Raw genomic sequence first — 15,769 nt, 5'->3', positions numbered from 1 at the left:
CCCCGCAGATCGCGAGATCTGCGGGGCCCTTCCCGTGCACTCCGTCGCCCTACCGGGCTCCACCGCGGCCAGGTGCCGTCCCGGCCGCCGCGGAGCCCTCCCCGTGTCCCGGTCGGGGACCCTCCGGGCCCCGCGACCGGACCACTCCCGGCTGCCCGGCCGTGCCCGGCGACGCAGCGGACCTCACCGACCCAGGCCGGTCGGACCCGCCCCGGGACCTCCGAGCCGTCACGTGACGGAAGACTCGACCTATCGGTCGGCCAGCTCTCGCATGGTCTCCACGGTGCGCAGCCGGCTCTCGCGGCTGTCGTCGAGGGGCTGCAGCGCGAGGGTGGTGACGCCGGCCTCGGCGTAGGCGGCCACCCGCTCGGCCACGTAGGACTCCGGCCCGATGAGCGACACCTTGCGGACGAACTCCTCGGGCAGCGCCGCGGCCGCCTCGTCCTTCCTCCCGCCCAGGTACAGCTCCTGGACGGTCTCCGCCGCCTCCTCGTAGCCGTAGCGCCGCGCGAGGTCGTTGTAGAAGTTCTTGCCCTTGGCGCCCATGCCGCCGACGTACAGGGCCAGCTGCGGCCGGACGTGGTCGTGCAGGTGGTCGACGTCCTCGCCGATCGCCACGGGGACGCCGCAGATGACCTGCAGGTCGCCGAGGGCCGCGTCCCGCTTGGCCTTGCCGGCCCGCAGCGAGTCGCCCCACACCTCGTCGGCGCGCTCCGGCATGAACCAGATCGGCTCCCACACCTCGGCGATCTCCGCCGCCAGCTCCACGTTCTTGGGGCCGAGGGCGGCCAGCATGACGGGGATGCGCTCGCGGACCGGCGTGTTGATCAGCTTCAGCGGCTTGCCCAGGCCCGTGCCCTGCTCGGCCGGCAGCGGCACGGTGTACTTCGGCCCCTCGTGCACGAGCCGCTCGCGCCGCCACACCTGCCGGCAGATCTCCACGACCTCCCGCGTGCGCTGCAGCGGGGCGTCGTAGGGGACGCCGTGCCAGCCCTCGATCACCTGCGGCCCCGAGGCGCCGAGACCGAGCGTGAAGCGCCCGCCGGAGACGAAGTCCAGGCCGGCCGCCGTCATGGCCGTGAGCGCCGGCGTGCGGCTGTAGATCGGCAGGATGGCGCTCATCAGCTCCACCCGCTGGGTGACCGCGGCGAGGTAGCCGAGCTGGCTGACGGCGTCGAAGGTGTACACCTCCGCGCACATCGCGAGGTCGAGCCCGGCGGCCTCCAGGTCGACGATCTCCGCCGCCGTCTCCTGGAAACCCCCGGCGTAGCTGGCCTGGATGCCGATGCGCACCTGCACTCCTTCGGTCGGCGGCGCCCGCGTCGGCGCCTCCGGCGACCGTAGCGGGTGCCCCGGCGGGGGAGAGGGCTCAGGCGGTGCGGCTGCGCAGCGGGCGGACCACGCCCACGACCTCGGTGACGACCCGGACGCCGTCGACGTCGCGAGGCACCCGGCCGGCCGCGTCGGCGTCGGCCACGTCGACCTTGACGACGTAGCCGCTGTCGCGCCGGGCCAGGCCGATCCCCACGACGCCGGGGGCGGCCGACAGCTGGGTGGCGAGGGCGCTCTTGGCGGCGCGGGCGGCGGCTCGGTCGGTCACGCGGGCTCCTCGCTGGCGCCCACCGGCCGGGGTGCCCGGGGCGAGGGAGGCCCCGGGGAGCCGGGCGGGCTCGGTCACCTCCCCATGGTGCCTCGTCCCCGCCCGGAGCGACATCCCCCTGACCTGGGGAGTGTGCTCAGGTGGCGACCCATTCCACCCCGAGCGTGGCCAGCACGGTCGACAGCGGGGAGGCGAAGGTCAGGCCGGCGCCGGTGCGCCCGCCCCGGCCGCTGCCGGCGAACAGCAGGGCGAGCGGTGCCCGGTCGCTGCTGCGCCAGATGACCGAGCCGCTGTCGCCGCCGGAGGAGAACGCCCCCGACAGCCCCTCGATCTCGATCTGGTCGTCGAAGACGTGCACACCGTCGTCGTACTGGACGGCGACACCGTCCACCTCGACGGCGGTGATCCGCCCGCGGGTGTGCCCGGTGGTGCGGCCCACCTTCTCAACCTCCTCGTCGGGCTCGACCTCCAGCCCGTCGGGCACGGCGGCCCCGAGCGGGCCGCCCGGGACGTCGCCGGGCTCGGCGGTCACGCCCTCGTCGAGGGTGGCGACGGCGGCGTCGACGCGGTTGGGCCCGTCGGTGAGGGGCGCGACGGCGGCCAGCGTGGCCACCCGGTCGGCCGCGGTGCCGCCGTCGGCGGGGCCGGGCTGCAGCACGGCGTCCCCGACGGCGCCCGCGCCCTCCGCGGCCAGCACGTGGTTGTTCGACAGCACCGCCAGCCGCCCGTCGAGCCGCACGAAGCCGCCGAGCGTCCCGGCCGACACGGCGGTGTGCGCGACGGACAGGCCGGGCACCAGCGGCCGGGTGCGCCGCTGCAGGTCGGCCGGGGGAGGGGAGGCCCGGTGCCGCGCCTGGGGCAGTATCGGGCCGGTCACCCGGACGTCGACCTCGGCGCGGACCACGTCGTCGAGGCCGGTGAGGAGCACGCGGGCGTCGTCCTCCACGGCGACCCGGATGGCCAGGTGCGCCCGCCCGGGCGCCACCGGGGTCAGCCCGATGGCCGGCCGGGTCCAGGGCCGGCCACCCAGGCCACTGGCGGTGGCGAGGGGGAAGCCCTCGGCCAGCCGCGCGGACAGGCGCGCCTTGAGCTCGCGCGCCGAGTCGATCAGCACGGGGACCTCCGTTGCGGTGAGTGCCTTACCTGACACCGACGGTAGGGGGAGGTGCCGACAGTCGCGCGTTCCCGCGTCGGGTGGCGGAGGGCTGGCGCGGGCGCCGTCGCGCGGTATGGTGCTCGCCACCCCGGGGCCGCCCCGTGCGGCCCGCGCGGGCGCCGGGAATACGGTCCGGCGACCGCGCCGTTGTGCGGATCGATGGGCCCCGGGGACAGGCAGGCGACCGCCCGCCAGGCGACCGGGACCCGGCTTTGACCGCCTCCGGTACCGCGGGTATCGTGGTCAGCCGTGCCCAGGGTGCCCTGGGCCTGCTCCCGTTCGCGGTGCGCCTGGGTGTCCGGAGGTCCTCCTCCTGGCCGCGGGTCCGCCCCGGTGGGCCGTCCACGGTGGACGGTGTCCGGAGGTGGCGGCGCCGAGTCGCGGGGGGCGACCAGTCCGGTTCGACCGCCGGCCGGTCCTGGGTAGGGCGACACGCCCGACCGCGGGGGCCGGTGGGTGGGGCGTGACCAGGGCAGATGGCCCCGGCAGGACCGGTACCGGCACGCAGAGCAGAACCGTCCACAGCACGACCCAGCGCAGGTAGGAGATCCAGGCCACCCATGCCCACGATCAACCAGCTGGTCCGCAAGGGCCGCGAGGACAAGGTCGAGAAGACCAAGACCCCGGCGCTGAAGGGCTCCCCTCAGCGTCGTGGCGTGTGCACCCGCGTGTACACGACGACGCCGAAGAAGCCGAACTCGGCGCTGCGCAAGGTCGCTCGCGTCCGCCTCACCAGTGGCATCGAGGTGACCGCCTACATCCCGGGTGTCGGCCACAACCTGCAGGAGCACTCGATGGTGCTCGTGCGCGGCGGCCGCGTGAAGGACCTCCCGGGTGTGCGCTACAAGATCATCCGCGGGTCGCTGGACACGCAGGGCGTCCGCAACCGCAAGCAGGCTCGCAGCCGGTACGGCGCGAAGAAGGAGAAGAGCTAATGCCGCGCAAGGGCCCCGCGCCGCGCCGTCCGCTGGTCGCCGACCCGGTCTACCAGTCGCCGCTGGTCACCCAGCTGGTGAACAAGGTCCTGGTCGACGGCAAGCGCTCCGTCGCCGAGGCGATCGTCTACGGCGCCCTCGAGGGCGCCCGCGCCAAGACCGACACCGACCCGGTGGTCACGCTCAAGCGCGCGCTGGACAACGTCAAGCCGGCCCTCGAGGTCCGCAGCCGCCGCGTCGGTGGTGCGACCTACCAGGTCCCGGTCGAGGTCCGCGCCTCCCGCAGCACCACGTTGGGCCTGCGCTGGCTGATCCAGTACAGCCGCGCGCGCCGCGAGAAGACGATGACCGAGCGCCTCATGAACGAGCTGCTCGACGCCAGCAACGGCCTCGGTGCCGCGGTCAAGCGCCGCGAGGACACCCACAAGATGGCCGAGTCGAACAAGGCCTTCGCGCACTACCGCTGGTAGTCGCACCCCGCTGGTGACACCCGTCCACCAGCACCCGCCGGCGGGAACGCCGGGCCACCCCCGGACACCGCACGCGGACCAGAGAGAAAGAGGAGACGAGACAGATGGCCGACATCAAGGCCCAGCTCGCCAAGACCCGCAACATCGGGATCATGGCGCACATCGACGCCGGCAAGACCACGACGACCGAGCGCATCCTCTTCTACACCGGTATCAACTACAAGATCGGTGAGGTCCACGACGGCGCGGCCACGATGGACTGGATGGAGCAGGAGCAGGAGCGCGGCATCACCATCACGTCCGCCGCGACGAAGTGCACCTGGAACGACCACGACATCAACATCATCGACACCCCGGGGCACGTCGACTTCACCGTCGAGGTGGAGCGGTCCCTGCGTGTGCTCGACGGTGCCGTGGCCGTCTACGACGGCGTCGCCGGCGTGGAGCCGCAGACCGAGCAGGTCTGGCGGCAGGCGGAGAAGTACGGCGTCCCGCGCATGTGCTTCGTCAACAAGCTCGACCGCACCGGTGCGAACTTCTTCCGCTGCGTCGACATGATGGTCGAGCGGCTCGCCGCCAACCCCGCCGTCCTGCAGCTGCCCATCGGCGCCGAGGCCGACTTCATCGGCGTCGTCGACCTGGTGCAGATGCGCGCGCTCACCTGGCGCGGTGAGACCAAGATGGGCGAGGACTACGCCGTCGAGGAGATCCCGGCCGAGCTCGCCGACCAGGCCGCGGAGTACCGCGACAAGCTGCTCGAGACCGTCGCCGAGACCGACGACGCGATCATGGAGGCCTACCTCGGTGGCGAGGAGATCTCCGTCGAGACGCTGAAGGCCGCGATCCGCAAGGCCACGATCAACGCGCAGATCAACCCGGTCCTCACCGGCACGGCGTTCAAGAACAAGGGCGTGCAGCCCCTGCTCGACGCCGTCGTGGACTACCTGCCCAGCCCGCTGGACATCGAGGCCATCGTCGGCACCGCGCTCGACGGCGAGACCGAGGTCCTGCGGCACGCCGACGAGGACGAGCCGTTCTCCGCGCTGGCCTTCAAGATCCAGACCGACCAGCACCTCGGCAAGCTGACCTACGTCCGGGTCTACTCGGGCCGGCTCAACTCCGGGTCCCCGGTGCTCAACAGCACCAAGGACCGCAAGGAGCGGATCGGCAAGATCTACCAGATGCACGCGAACAAGCGCGAGGAGCGCGAGGGCGTGGGCGCCGGTCAGATCGTCGCCGTCGTCGGCCTCAAGCAGACGACCACGGGTGACACCCTCTGCGACCCGCAGAACCCGGTGATCCTCGAGTCGATGACCTTCCCGGCGCCGGTCATCTCGGTCGCGATCGAGCCCAAGACCAAGGGTGACCAGGAGAAGCTCGGCACGGCCATCCAGAAGCTCGCCGAGGAGGACCCGACCTTCCAGGTCCGCCTCGACGACGAGACCGGCCAGACCGTCATCTCCGGCATGGGCGAGCTCCACCTGGAGATCCTCGTCGACCGCATGCGCCGCGAGTTCCGCGTCGAGGCCAACGTCGGCAAGCCGCAGGTGGCCTACCGCGAGACGATCCGCAAGGCGATCGAGAAGGTCGACTACACCCACAAGAAGCAGACGGGTGGGTCCGGCCAGTTCGCCAAGGTGCAGGTCAGCATCGAGCCGCTCGAGGTCTCCGGCGACGGCCCGACCTACGAGTTCGTCAACGGCGTCACCGGTGGCCGCATCCCGAAGGAGTACATCCCCTCGGTCGACCAGGGCATGCAGGACGCCATGCAGTACGGCATCCTCGCCGGCTACCCGATGGTCGGGGTCAAGGCCACGCTCGTCGACGGCCAGTACCACGAGGTCGACTCCTCGGAGATGGCCTTCAAGATCGCCGGCTCGATGGTCTTCAAGGAGGCCGCGCGCAAGGCCAGCCCGGCCCTGCTCGAGCCGATGATGGCCGTCGAGGTCGTCACGCCCGAGGACTACATGGGTGACGTCATCGGCGACCTGAACTCCCGGCGCGGGATGATCCAGGCGATGGAGGAGCGCTCCGGCGCCCGCGTCGTCCGGGCCCTCGTCCCGCTCTCGGAGATGTTCGGCTACGTGGGCGACCTGCGCAGCCGCACCCAGGGGCGGGCGAGCTACACCATGGTGTTCGACTCGTACGCCGAGGTCCCGCAGAACGTGGCCAAGGAGATCATCGCCAAGGCCACCGGCGAGTGACCCGCCGGCCGGGGCAGGACCCCGGCCGGCACCCCCAGCAAGCCCACCCCAGAGTTCGCGCACGACGCGAGACCACGAGGAGAGGAACCCAGTGGCCAAGGCTAAGTTCGAGCGGACCAAGCCGCACGTCAACATCGGCACCATCGGGCACATCGACCACGGCAAGACCACGCTGACCGCGGCGATCACCAAGGTGCTGCACGACAAGTACCCGGACCTCAACGAGGCGTCGGCCTTCGACCAGATCGACAAGGCGCCCGAGGAGAAGGCCCGCGGCATCACGATCTCGATCGCCCACGTCGAGTACCAGACGGAGAACCGTCACTACGCGCACGTCGACTGCCCCGGGCACGCCGACTACATCAAGAACATGATCACCGGTGCGGCGCAGATGGACGGCGCCATCCTGGTGGTCGCCGCGACCGACGGCCCGATGCCGCAGACCAAGGAGCACGTCCTCCTGGCCCGCCAGGTCGGCGTCCCCTACATCGTCGTGGCGCTGAACAAGGCCGACATGGTCGACGACGAGGAGATCCTCGAGCTCGTCGAGCTGGAGGTCCGTGAGCTGCTGTCCGAGTACGAGTTCCCGGGCGACGACGTCCCCGTGGTCCGCGTCTCGGCGCTGAAGGCCCTCGAGGGCGACGCCGAGTGGGGCGACAAGCTCATGGAGCTCATGAACGCCGTCGACACGGCGATCCCCGAGCCGGAGCGCGAGATCGACAAGCCGTTCCTCATGCCCGTCGAGGACGTCTTCACCATCACCGGCCGCGGCACCGTCGTGACCGGTCGCGTGGAGCGCGGCATCGTCAAGGTGTCGGAGACCGTCGAGATCGTCGGCATCCGCCCCACCTCGACCCAGACGACCGTCACCGGCGTCGAGATGTTCCGCAAGCTGCTCGACCAGGGCCAGGCCGGCGACAACGTGGGCCTGCTGCTGCGCGGCATCAAGCGCGAGGACGTGGAGCGCGGCCAGGTCGTCGTGAAGCCCGGCTCGATCACCCCGCACACCAACTTCGAGGGCTCGGTCTACATCCTCTCGAAGGACGAGGGTGGCCGTCACACGCCGTTCTTCAACAACTACCGTCCGCAGTTCTACTTCCGGACGACCGACGTCACCGGCGTCGTGACCCTGCCGGCCGGCACCGAGATGGTCATGCCGGGCGACAACACCGAGATGACGGTGGAGCTCATCCAGCCCATCGCCATGGAGGAGGGCCTGCGGTTCGCCATCCGTGAGGGTGGCCGTACCGTCGGCGCGGGTCGCGTCACCAAGATCCTCAAGTAACACCCCCGACGGGCGGCGGCGCACCCCTGCGCCGCCGCCCGTCCCCGGGTCGGCGTGCTGCGTGTGTGCACCGCCACCCTCCCCGCTGGGGCCGCGCCGGATGAGTTCCGGACGCACCCGGCGTTCCCCCAGCTAGCAGAACAGCGATCGGCAGGAGCAGAGACAGCGATGGCGGGACAGAAGATCCGCATCAGGCTGAAGGCCTACGACCACGAGGCCATCGACGCCTCGGCGCGGCGCATCGTCGACACGGTCACCAAGACCGGTGCGCGCGTCGTCGGCCCGGTGCCGCTGCCGACGGAGAAGAACGTGTACTGCGTCATCCGCTCGCCGCACAAGTACAAGGACTCGCGCGAGCACTTCGAGATGCGCACGCACAAGCGGCTCATCGACATCCTCGACCCGACGCCGAAGACGGTCGACGCGCTCATGCGCATCGACCTGCCGGCCTCGGTCGACGTCAACATCCAGTAAGGGACCGAGACCAGTCATGGCGAGTACGTTCCGCGGACTCCTCGGCACGAAGCTGGGGATGACCCAGGTCTTCGACGAGAACAACCGCATCGTGCCGGTGACCGTCGTCAAGGCGGGCCCGAACGTGGTGACGCAGGTGCGCACCCCCGAGGTGGACGGCTACACCGCTCTCCAGCTCGGCTACGGCGAGATCGACCCCCGCAAGGTGAACAAGCCCGAGGGCGGTCACTTCGCGAAGGCCGGCGTGACCCCGCGCCGCCACGTCGTCGAGCTCCGCACCGAGGACGCCACGCAGTACGCGGCCGGCCAGGAGCTCACCGTCGACGTGTTCGACGGCGTGGCCAAGGTCGACGTGATCGGCACCAGCAAGGGCAAGGGCACCGCCGGTGTCATGAAGCGCCACGGCTTCAAGGGCCTCGGCGCCAGCCACGGCACCCAGCGCAAGCACCGGTCGCCGGGCTCCATCGGTGGCTGCGCCACCCCCGGCCGGGTCTTCAAGGGCCTGCGCATGGCCGGCCGCATGGGCGCGGTCAAGACCACGACGCTCTCGCTCGTCGTCCACAAGGTCGACGCCGAGCGCGGCCTGATCCTGATCAAGGGCGCCGTCCCCGGTCCGAAGGGCGGCCTCGTGCTCGTCCGCTCGGCCGTCAAGGGCGGTCCCGTGGGGAGTGACACCAAGTGACCCAGTCGACCGCGACCACGGCCACCACCGAGGCCGCGCGCGCCGACCGCCAGGTCGACGTCCGCACGCCCGCGGGGGAGACCTCCGGCAGCGTGACGCTGCCCGGCGCCCTGTTCGACGCGAACGCCAACGTCTCGCTGATGCACCAGGTCGTCGTGGCGCAGCTCGCCGCGGCCCGCCAGGGCACGCACGCGACCAAGACGCGCGGCGCCGTCAGCGGCGGTGGCGTGAAGCCCTACCGCCAGAAGGGCACCGGCCGCGCCCGCCAGGGCTCGATCCGCGCGCCGCAGTTCTCCGGCGGTGGCACCGTCCACGGCCCGCAGCCCCGCGACTACTCGCAGCGCACGCCCAAGAAGATGAAGGCCGCCGCCCTCCGCGGCGCCCTCTCTGACCGGGCGCGCGACGGCCGCGTGCACGTCGTCACCACCTTCGTCGACGGCGACGCGCCGAAGACCAAGGCGGCGCTGGCCACCCTCGACGCCGTCACCTCGGCCAAGCGGGTGCTCGTGGTCCTCGACCGCGACGACGTCCTCAACTGGGTGAGCCTGCGCAACGAGCAGCGGGTGCACCTCATCGAGGCCGGCCAGCTCAACACCTACGACGTGCTCGTCAGCGACGAGGTGGTCTTCACCGAGACCGCGCTCGCCGAGTTCGTCGCCGGCCCGCACGGCGGCAGCACGGGCGGCACCTCGCTCACCAAGCCGGACCTGACGACGCCGGACATCCCCGGCGCCATCCCGTCGATCCAGCCGGCCGTGGGCACCACCGACCTGGACCTCGCCGACGAGGCCACCGACACCACCGAGGAGAAGGCGTGAGCGTCCGCGACCCCCGTGACGTCCTGCTGGCGCCGGTCATCTCGGAGAAGAGCTACGGGCTGCTGGACGACAACCAGTACACGTTCGTGGTCCTGCCCGAGGCCAACAAGACGCAGATCAAGATCGCCGTCGAGCAGGTCTTCGACGTCAAGGTCCTGTCGGTCAACACGATCAACCGCCAGGGCAAGCGCAAGCGCAGCCGGGGCACCCGGATGGGCAAGCGCAAGGACACCAAGCGCGCCATCGTCTCGGTGGCCCCCGGCGACCGCATCGAGATCTTCGGTGGTCCCGGCGCCTGAGGGCCCGGACCGTTCGGACCAGAGACAGAGGAACTGAGTCAGCAATGGCTATCCGCAAGTACAAGCCGACGACGCCGGGCCGCCGCGGCTCCAGCGTCGCCGACTTCGCCGAGGTCACCCGCGACCATCCCGAGAAGTCGCTGGTCCGGCCGCTGCACGGCCGCGGTGGGCGCAACGTGCACGGGAAGGTCACCGCTCGCCACCAGGGCGGCGGCCACAAGCGCGCCTACCGCGTCATCGACTTCCGTCGGGCGGACAAGGACGGCGTGCCGGCGAAGGTCGCGCACATCGAGTACGACCCGAACCGCACCTCGCGCATCGCGCTGCTGCACTTCGCCGACGGCGAGAAGCGCTACATCATCGCGCCGGCCCGCCTGAAGCAGGGCGACACGGTGGAGTGCGGCCCCGCGGCCGACATCAAGCCGGGCAACAACCTGCCGCTGCGCAACATCCCGGTCGGCACGGTGGTCCACGCCATCGAGCTGCGCCCGGGTGGCGGCGCGAAGATCGCCCGCTCGGCCGGCACGAGCGTCCAGCTGGTCGCCCGTGAGGGCCGCTTCGCCCAGCTCCGCATGCCCTCGGGCGAGATCCGCAACGTCGACGTGCGCTGCCGCGCCACCGTCGGCGAGGTGGGCAACGCCGAGCAGTCGAACATCAACTGGGGCAAGGCCGGCCGCATGCGGTGGAAGGGCAAGCGCCCGACCGTCCGTGGTGTGGCGATGAACCCGGTCGACCACCCGCACGGTGGTGGTGAGGGCAAGACCTCCGGTGGTCGTCACCCCGTCAACCCGAAGGGCAAGCCCGAGGGCCGTACGCGCAAGCGCAAGGCCAGCGATGCCCTCATCGTGCGCCGCCGGCGTACCAACAAGAAGCGCTGAGCGGGTAGAGGAGTACGACAGACATGCCACGCAGCCTGAAGAAGGGCCCGTTCGTGGACGACCACCTGCTCAAGAAGGTGGACGTCCAGAACGAGAAGGGCACCAAGACGGTCATCCGGACCTGGTCGCGGCGCTCGACGATCATCCCGGACATGCTCGGCCACACCATCGCCGTGCACGACGGGCGCAAGCACGTGCCGGTCTTCGTGACCGAGGCCATGGTCGGGCACAAGCTCGGCGAGTTCGCCCCCACCCGGACCTTCCGGGGCCACGTCAAGGACGACCGCCGGTCCCGGCGGGGCTGACGCGGACCCGGGAGAGAGAGACACGAGATGACTTCCCAGCTGGGAGAGGAGACGCAGGTCGCCCGGGCCACCGCCCGGTTCGTCCGCGTCGCCCCCATGAAGGCACGCCGGGTGGTGGACCTCATCCGCTACCTGCCCACCGACGAGGCCCTGGCCCTGCTGCGGTTCGCCCCGCAGGCCGCCAGTGAGCCGGTGGCCAAGGTCGTCGCCAGCGCCGTCGCCAACGCCGAGCACAACCTGCGGCTCGACCCGGCCGCGCTCGTCGTCAGCGCCGCCTACGTCGACGAGGGCCCCACGCTCAAGCGGATCCGTCCGCGTGCGCAGGGCCGGGCCTACCGCATCAACAAGCGGACCAGCCACATCACCGTCGAGGTGACCGAGGTCGGCGCCAGCGCCGAGCTCGCCGGCAAGTCCCGCACCGCGCGCCGCCGCACCGGCCAGTCCGGCCCGGCCACGCAGCAGACGGGGCAGCAGCAGGGCACGCAGCAGCGCTCCAACACGAGGGGAGGGACCCGCTAGTGGGTCAGAAGGTCAACCCGCACGGGTTCCGCCTGGGCATCACCACCGACTACAAGTCCCGGTGGTACGCCGACAAGCTGTACAAGGACTACGTCAAGGAAGACGTGGCCATCCGCAAGCTCATGTCCAAGGGCATGGAGCGCGCCGGCATCTCGAAGGTGGAGATCGAGCGCACCCGTGACCGGGTCCGCGTCGACATCCACACCGCCCGCCCCGGCATCGTCATCGGCCGCCGCGGCGCCGAGGCCGACCGCATCCGCGGCGAGCTGGAGAAGCTGACCGGCAAGCAGGTGCAGCTCAACATCCTCGAGGTCAAGAACCCCGAGGCCGACGCCCAGCTCGTGGCCCAGGCGGTCGCCGAGCAGCTGTCGAGCCGCGTGAGCTTCCGCCGCGCCATGCGCAAGGCCATGCAGTCGGCCCAGCGCAGCCCGCAGGTCAAGGGCATCCGCGTGCAGTGCTCGGGTCGCCTCGGCGGCACCGAGATGAGCCGGTCGGAGTTCTACCGCGAGGGCCGCGTGCCGCTGCACACGCTCCGCGCGAACATCGACTACGGCCTGTACGAGGCCCGGACCACCTTCGGCCGCATCGGCGTGAAGGTGTGGATCTACAAGGGCGACGTCAGCGGCTCGCGTGCCGAGCGGGAGGCCCTCGAGGCCCTCGCCGCCCGGCAGCAGCGCCGTGAGCGCCCGCAGCGTCCGCGCCGGTCGGGCTCCAGCGGCACCACCGCCGGTGGCACCGAGGCCGGCCGCGCCGCCGCGTCGGGCGAGTCCACGACCGGCCCCGACACCGCCGACAGCACCGTGGCCGTGACCTCCGGCGAGGTCGCGCCCGAGCAGACCGTCGCCCAGGCCGCGGGTCCCGAGGGGACCGCCGCTGCCGAGTCGACGGCGACCGAGACCCAGACGGAGGGCTGACACGTGCTGATCCCCCGGCGCGTCAAGCACCGCAAGCAGCACCACCCGGACCGCTCCGGCCGAGCCAAGGGCGGCACCGAGATCAACTTCGGTGAGTACGCCATCCAGGCCCTCGAGCCGGCGTACGTCACCAACCGACAGATCGAGTCCGCCCGTATCGCCATGACGCGGCACATCCGCCGTGGCGGCAAGGTGTGGATCTCGATCTACCCGGACCGTCCGCTGACCAAGAAGCCGGCCGAGACCCGCATGGGTTCCGGTAAGGGCTCGCCCGAGTGGTGGGTCGCCAACGTGAAGCCGGGCCGGGTGCTCTTCGAGCTCTCCGGTGTGGCCGAGCCGGTCGCCCGCGAGGCCATGCGCCGCGCCATCCACAAGCTGCCCATGAAGTGCCGCTTCATCACGCGCGAAGGAGAGGTGTGATGGCCGCCGGCCTGACCGCCCCGGAGCTGCGCGAGCTGTCTGCCGACGAGCTCGCCACGCGGCTGCGTGAGCACAAGGAAGAGCTGTTCAACCTGAGGTTCCAGGTGGCCACCGGCCAGCTGGACAACAACCGGCGGCTGCAGACCGTCCGCCGCGACATCGCCCGGATCTACACGATCATGCGCGAGCGCGAGCTGGGTCTCTCGGCCGCCCCGAACGAGGGTGTGGCATGAGCGAGTCCGACAACGCCGCTGTCGCCAGCGGCCCCGGCCTGGCCGGCCGTGGCTACCGCAAGGTCCGCGAGGGCCTCGTGGTCAGCGACAAGATGGACAAGACCATCGTCGTCGAGGTCGAGGACCGCGTGAAGCACGGTCTGTACGGCAAGGTCCTCCGGCGCACGAGCAAGCTGAAGGCCCACGACGAGCAGGGGGTCGCCGGCATCGGTGACCGCGTGCAGATCATGGAGACCCGGCCGCTGTCGGCCACCAAGCGGTGGCGGCTGGTCGAGGTCCTCGAGAAGGCCAAGTAGGACCCGTCCGGGTGCCTCCGGCTCCCTGTGACCCACGCCCTCGGGCGCGGTCGCGGGACCGGGTACCCTGGACGACTGGCGCCCCTCCGGGTGAGCGCCACATCCCGGTACCCGTGTCGGACGCACCGGCGGCATCAGTCGCCGGTGCGTCCGCACGTGGGTGCCGGACAGCCGGTTCACCGTTCCGGCCCGGCTGTCACCACTGAGATTGGGAGTAGGACGTGATCCAGCAGGAGTCACGGCTCCGGGTCGCCGACAACACCGGTGCGAAGGAGATCCTCTGCATCCGGGTGCTCGGCGGGTCCGGGCGGCGCTACGCGGGCATCGGCGACGTCATCGTCGGCACCGTGAAGGACGCCATCCCCGGCGCCGGCGTCAAGAAGGGCGACGTGGTCAAGGCCGTCGTCGTCCGCACCGCCAAGGAGCGTCGTCGTCCCGACGGCTCCTACATCCGCTTCGACGAGAACGCCGCGGTGATCATCCGCGACAGCGGCGACCCGCGCGGCACCCGCATCTTCGGGCCCGTCGGCCGCGAGCTGCGCGACAAGCGCTTCATGCGGATCATCTCGCTCGCCCCGGAGGTGCTCTGACCATGGCCGCCCCGAAGAAGACGGACACCAAGAAGAAGGCCCCGTCCATGAAGGTCAAGAGGGGCGACACGGTCGTCGTCCTGGCCGGCAAGGACAAGGGCGCGCGCGGTCGCGTCATCGCCGCCTTCCCCCAGCTGCAGAAGGTCCTCGTCGAGGGCGTCGGCCGGGTCAAGAAGCACACCCGCATCAGCTCGAACCAGCGGGGCGCCCAGCAGGGCGGCATCGTCACCCAGGAGGCTCCCATCCACGTGAGCAACGTGATGGTGATCGACTCCGAGGGGAAGCCGACCCGGGTCGGCCACCGCAAGGACGAGGACGGCCGCACCATCCGGGTGTCGCGGCGGACCGGTAAGGACCTGTGACGATGACTGCCCCCACCCGCGAGCTCCCGCGCCTGCTGGCGCACTACCGCGAGTCGATCGTGCCGGCCCTGCAGGACGAGTTCGGCTTCGAGAACGTCATGCAGATCCCGCGGCTGACGAAGATCGTCGTCAACATGGGCGTCGGCGAGGCCACCCGCGACGCCAAGCTCATGGACGGCGCGGTCCGCGACCTCACCGCCATCACCGGCCAGCGTCCCGCCGTCGTCCGGGCCCGCAAGTCCATCGCGCAGTTCAAGCTGCGCGAGGGCATGCCCATCGGCGCCAAGGTCACCCTCCGCGGCGACCGCATGTGGGAGTTCCTCGACCGGCTCCTGGCGCTGGCCCTGCCCCGCATCCGCGACTTCCGCGGCCTGAACGCCAAGCAGTTCGACGGGCACGGCAACTACACCTTCGGGCTGACCGAGCAGTCGATGTTCCGCGAGATCGACGTCGACAAGATCGACCGGCCGCGCGGCATGGACATCACGCTGGTCACCACCGCGACGAACGACGAGGAGGGTCGCGAGCTGCTCCGCCTCCTGGGCTTCCCGTTCGCCGGCCAGCCCGTCGTCACTACCATCCGCTGAGCCGGGCCGAGGAGACAGACAGATGGCCAAGAAGGCGCTGATCAACAAGGCGGCCCGCAAGCCCAAGTTCGCGGTCCGCGGCTACACCCGCTGCCAGCGGTGCGGACGTCCGCACTCCGTCTTCCGCAAGTTCGGCCTGTGCCGGATCTGCCTGCGGGAGATGGCGCACGCCGGCGAGCTGCCGGGTGTGAGCAAGTCCAGCTGGTAGTCCGCAGTCCCCGCCCCGCGCGCTGACCGCGCGGGGCGGGTCCCCAGCACCACCGGTCGCCGAGAGGCCCACGCGAGGTCCGCCTGAGGAACCGCGGCGAGAGAGGCACGACACCCATGACGATGACCGATCCGATCGCGGACATGCTCACGCGTCTGCGCAACGCGAACACGGCGTACCACGACTCGGCAGCCATGCCGTCGTCGAAGCTCAAGACGAAGATCGCCGAGATCCTCCAGCAGGAGGGTTACATCGCCGGCTGGCGCGTCGACGAGGTCGAGAAGGACGGCTCCACCCGCAAGGAGCTGGTGGTGGACCTCAAGTACGGCCCCAACCGCGAGCGCAGCATCGCCGGCGTCCGCCGGGTGTCCAAGCCGGGCCTGCGGGTCTACGCGAAGTCCAACGCGCTGCCCAAGGTGCTCGGCGGCCTCGGGGTGGCGATCATCTCCACCTCGACCGGGCTGCTGACCGACCGGCAGGCGAACAAGAAGGGCGTGGGCGGGGAAGTCCTCGCCTACGTCTGGTAAGAGGAGC

At 71.1% G+C, this 15,769-nt stretch carries 23 protein-coding genes; 20 read left to right on the top strand and 3 right to left on the bottom strand.

Annotated features, from left to right (window positions below):
• Positions 1-249: 249 nt before the first annotated feature.
• The 3 genes from WA616_RS06120 to WA616_RS06110 all read right to left on the bottom strand — a co-directional run bounded on the left by WA616_RS06120 (position 250) and on the right by WA616_RS06110 (position 2,714).
• Entirely contained in the window at positions 250-1,293 is a 1,044-nt protein-coding gene (locus WA616_RS06120) for an LLM class F420-dependent oxidoreductase (RefSeq protein WP_336028196.1), read from the bottom strand.
• A 76-nt stretch (positions 1,294-1,369) separates the two neighbouring features.
• Positions 1,370-1,600 carry a hypothetical protein gene (locus tag WA616_RS06115; protein ID WP_073421332.1) on the bottom strand — a complete coding sequence of 77 codons (231 nt, stop codon included), beginning with the start codon at positions 1,598-1,600 and terminating at the stop codon, positions 1,370-1,372.
• 136 nt (positions 1,601-1,736) lie between these two features.
• A complete protein-coding gene (locus WA616_RS06110) occupies positions 1,737-2,714 on the bottom strand; it encodes a hypothetical protein (protein ID WP_336028194.1) in 978 nt (325 codons plus the stop codon).
• A gap of 602 nt (positions 2,715-3,316) precedes the next feature.
• Between WA616_RS06110 and rpsL the strand changes: the two genes are divergently transcribed.
• The 20 genes from rpsL (at position 3,317) to rpsH (ending at position 15,762) form a co-directional block, all read left to right on the top strand.
• Positions 3,317-3,691, top strand: coding sequence for a 30S ribosomal protein S12 (rpsL, locus tag WA616_RS06105; protein ID WP_012950487.1), 375 nt, complete (start codon positions 3,317-3,319; stop codon positions 3,689-3,691).
• Positions 3,691-4,161, top strand: coding sequence for a 30S ribosomal protein S7 (gene rpsG, locus WA616_RS06100; protein ID WP_073421335.1), 471 nt, complete (start codon positions 3,691-3,693; stop codon positions 4,159-4,161). Before rpsL ends, rpsG begins: the two co-directional genes overlap by 1 nt.
• Positions 4,162-4,265: 104 nt before the next feature.
• Positions 4,266-6,365, top strand: coding sequence for an elongation factor G (gene fusA, locus WA616_RS06095; protein ID WP_073421337.1), 2,100 nt, complete (start codon positions 4,266-4,268; stop codon positions 6,363-6,365).
• A gap of 91 nt (positions 6,366-6,456) precedes the next feature.
• On the top strand, positions 6,457-7,650 hold the full coding sequence (tuf, locus tag WA616_RS06090; RefSeq protein WP_073421338.1) for an elongation factor Tu: 1,194 nt from the start codon (positions 6,457-6,459) through the stop codon (positions 7,648-7,650).
• A 168-nt stretch (positions 7,651-7,818) separates the two neighbouring features.
• Positions 7,819-8,124: a 30S ribosomal protein S10 gene (gene rpsJ / locus WA616_RS06085; protein WP_014742859.1), complete on the top strand. Its 306-nt coding sequence runs from the start codon at positions 7,819-7,821 to the stop codon at positions 8,122-8,124.
• 16 nt (positions 8,125-8,140) lie between these two features.
• A complete protein-coding gene (gene rplC / locus WA616_RS06080) occupies positions 8,141-8,806 on the top strand; it encodes a 50S ribosomal protein L3 (RefSeq protein WP_073421340.1) in 666 nt (221 codons plus the stop codon).
• On the top strand, positions 8,803-9,624 hold the full coding sequence (gene rplD / locus WA616_RS06075) for a 50S ribosomal protein L4 (protein ID WP_336028187.1): 822 nt from the start codon (positions 8,803-8,805) through the stop codon (positions 9,622-9,624). Before rplC ends, rplD begins: the two co-directional genes overlap by 4 nt.
• The gene (rplW, locus tag WA616_RS06070; protein WP_073421343.1) at positions 9,621-9,923 is read left to right on the top strand and encodes a 50S ribosomal protein L23; all 303 of its coding nucleotides are present in this window, start codon (positions 9,621-9,623) and stop codon (positions 9,921-9,923) included. Before rplD ends, rplW begins: the two co-directional genes overlap by 4 nt.
• Before the next feature lie 44 nt (positions 9,924-9,967).
• The gene (rplB, locus tag WA616_RS06065) at positions 9,968-10,801 is read left to right on the top strand and encodes a 50S ribosomal protein L2 (protein WP_073421345.1); all 834 of its coding nucleotides are present in this window, start codon (positions 9,968-9,970) and stop codon (positions 10,799-10,801) included.
• 23 nt (positions 10,802-10,824) lie between these two features.
• Positions 10,825-11,106 (top strand): 30S ribosomal protein S19, encoded by a 282-nt coding sequence (rpsS, locus tag WA616_RS06060; RefSeq protein ID WP_073421347.1) that lies wholly within the window; start codon positions 10,825-10,827, stop codon positions 11,104-11,106.
• Positions 11,107-11,133: 27 nt separating this feature from the next.
• Positions 11,134-11,625, top strand: a complete 492-nt coding sequence (gene rplV, locus WA616_RS06055; protein WP_442901977.1) for a 50S ribosomal protein L22 — start codon at positions 11,134-11,136, stop codon at positions 11,623-11,625.
• Positions 11,625-12,539, top strand: a complete 915-nt coding sequence (rpsC, locus tag WA616_RS06050) for a 30S ribosomal protein S3 (protein ID WP_073421350.1) — start codon at positions 11,625-11,627, stop codon at positions 12,537-12,539. Before rplV ends, rpsC begins: the two co-directional genes overlap by 1 nt.
• A 3-nt stretch (positions 12,540-12,542) precedes the next feature.
• Positions 12,543-12,959, top strand: a complete 417-nt coding sequence (gene rplP / locus WA616_RS06045; protein WP_073421352.1) for a 50S ribosomal protein L16 — start codon at positions 12,543-12,545, stop codon at positions 12,957-12,959.
• Positions 12,959-13,192 carry a 50S ribosomal protein L29 gene (rpmC, locus tag WA616_RS06040; RefSeq protein WP_073421354.1) on the top strand — a complete coding sequence of 78 codons (234 nt, stop codon included), beginning with the start codon at positions 12,959-12,961 and terminating at the stop codon, positions 13,190-13,192. Before rplP ends, rpmC begins: the two co-directional genes overlap by 1 nt.
• Entirely contained in the window at positions 13,189-13,488 is a 300-nt protein-coding gene (rpsQ, locus tag WA616_RS06035) for a 30S ribosomal protein S17 (RefSeq protein ID WP_073421356.1), read from the top strand. The genes rpmC and rpsQ overlap by 4 nt, the downstream gene beginning before the upstream one ends.
• A 221-nt stretch (positions 13,489-13,709) precedes the next feature.
• Complete coding sequence (gene rplN / locus WA616_RS06030) at positions 13,710-14,078, top strand: 50S ribosomal protein L14 (RefSeq protein ID WP_073421359.1); 369 nt, start codon at positions 13,710-13,712, stop codon at positions 14,076-14,078.
• A gap of 2 nt (positions 14,079-14,080) precedes the next feature.
• On the top strand, positions 14,081-14,440 hold the full coding sequence (gene rplX / locus WA616_RS06025) for a 50S ribosomal protein L24 (protein ID WP_442901976.1): 360 nt from the start codon (positions 14,081-14,083) through the stop codon (positions 14,438-14,440).
• 2 nt (positions 14,441-14,442) lie between these two features.
• Positions 14,443-15,027, top strand: coding sequence for a 50S ribosomal protein L5 (rplE, locus tag WA616_RS06020; RefSeq protein WP_073421361.1), 585 nt, complete (start codon positions 14,443-14,445; stop codon positions 15,025-15,027).
• Between the two features lie 22 nt (positions 15,028-15,049).
• Complete coding sequence (locus WA616_RS06015) at positions 15,050-15,235, top strand: type Z 30S ribosomal protein S14 (protein WP_012950469.1); 186 nt, start codon at positions 15,050-15,052, stop codon at positions 15,233-15,235.
• A gap of 122 nt (positions 15,236-15,357) precedes the next feature.
• Positions 15,358-15,762 carry a 30S ribosomal protein S8 gene (gene rpsH / locus WA616_RS06010; RefSeq protein ID WP_425432423.1) on the top strand — a complete coding sequence of 135 codons (405 nt, stop codon included), beginning with the start codon at positions 15,358-15,360 and terminating at the stop codon, positions 15,760-15,762.
• Positions 15,763-15,769: the final 7 nt, after the last annotated feature.

The sequence above is a fragment of the Geodermatophilus sp. FMUSA9-8 genome (genome assembly GCF_037034165.1).
Lineage (GTDB): Bacteria > Actinomycetota > Actinomycetes > Mycobacteriales > Geodermatophilaceae > Geodermatophilus > Geodermatophilus nigrescens.
The sequence above is the reverse complement of the archived record's forward strand: the minus strand, read 5'-3'. Positions and strand labels throughout refer to the sequence as shown.

Excerpts from the sequence above, each read along its gene's own strand:
- rpsL (WP_012950487.1), top strand. The coding sequence starts at position 3,317 with ATGCCCACGATCAACCAGCTGGTCCGCAAGGGCCGCGAGGACAAGGTC.
- rpsG (WP_073421335.1), top strand. The coding sequence starts at position 3,691 with ATGCCGCGCAAGGGCCCCGCGCCGCGCCGTCCGCTGGTCGCCGACCCG.
- fusA (WP_073421337.1), top strand. The coding sequence starts at position 4,266 with ATGGCCGACATCAAGGCCCAGCTCGCCAAGACCCGCAACATCGGGATC.
- rpsJ (WP_014742859.1), top strand. The coding sequence starts at position 7,819 with ATGGCGGGACAGAAGATCCGCATCAGGCTGAAGGCCTACGACCACGAG.
- rplC (WP_073421340.1), top strand. The coding sequence starts at position 8,141 with ATGGCGAGTACGTTCCGCGGACTCCTCGGCACGAAGCTGGGGATGACC.
- rplB (WP_073421345.1), top strand. The coding sequence starts at position 9,968 with ATGGCTATCCGCAAGTACAAGCCGACGACGCCGGGCCGCCGCGGCTCC.
- rpsS (WP_073421347.1), top strand. The coding sequence starts at position 10,825 with ATGCCACGCAGCCTGAAGAAGGGCCCGTTCGTGGACGACCACCTGCTC.
- rplV (WP_442901977.1), top strand. The coding sequence starts at position 11,134 with ATGACTTCCCAGCTGGGAGAGGAGACGCAGGTCGCCCGGGCCACCGCC.
- rpmC (WP_073421354.1), top strand. The coding sequence starts at position 12,959 with ATGGCCGCCGGCCTGACCGCCCCGGAGCTGCGCGAGCTGTCTGCCGAC.
- rpsQ (WP_073421356.1), top strand. The coding sequence starts at position 13,189 with ATGAGCGAGTCCGACAACGCCGCTGTCGCCAGCGGCCCCGGCCTGGCC.
- rplX (WP_442901976.1), top strand. The coding sequence starts at position 14,081 with ATGGCCGCCCCGAAGAAGACGGACACCAAGAAGAAGGCCCCGTCCATG.
- rplE (WP_073421361.1), top strand. The coding sequence starts at position 14,443 with ATGACTGCCCCCACCCGCGAGCTCCCGCGCCTGCTGGCGCACTACCGC.
- WA616_RS06015 (WP_012950469.1), top strand. The coding sequence starts at position 15,050 with ATGGCCAAGAAGGCGCTGATCAACAAGGCGGCCCGCAAGCCCAAGTTC.
- rpsH (WP_425432423.1), top strand. The coding sequence starts at position 15,358 with ATGACCGATCCGATCGCGGACATGCTCACGCGTCTGCGCAACGCGAAC.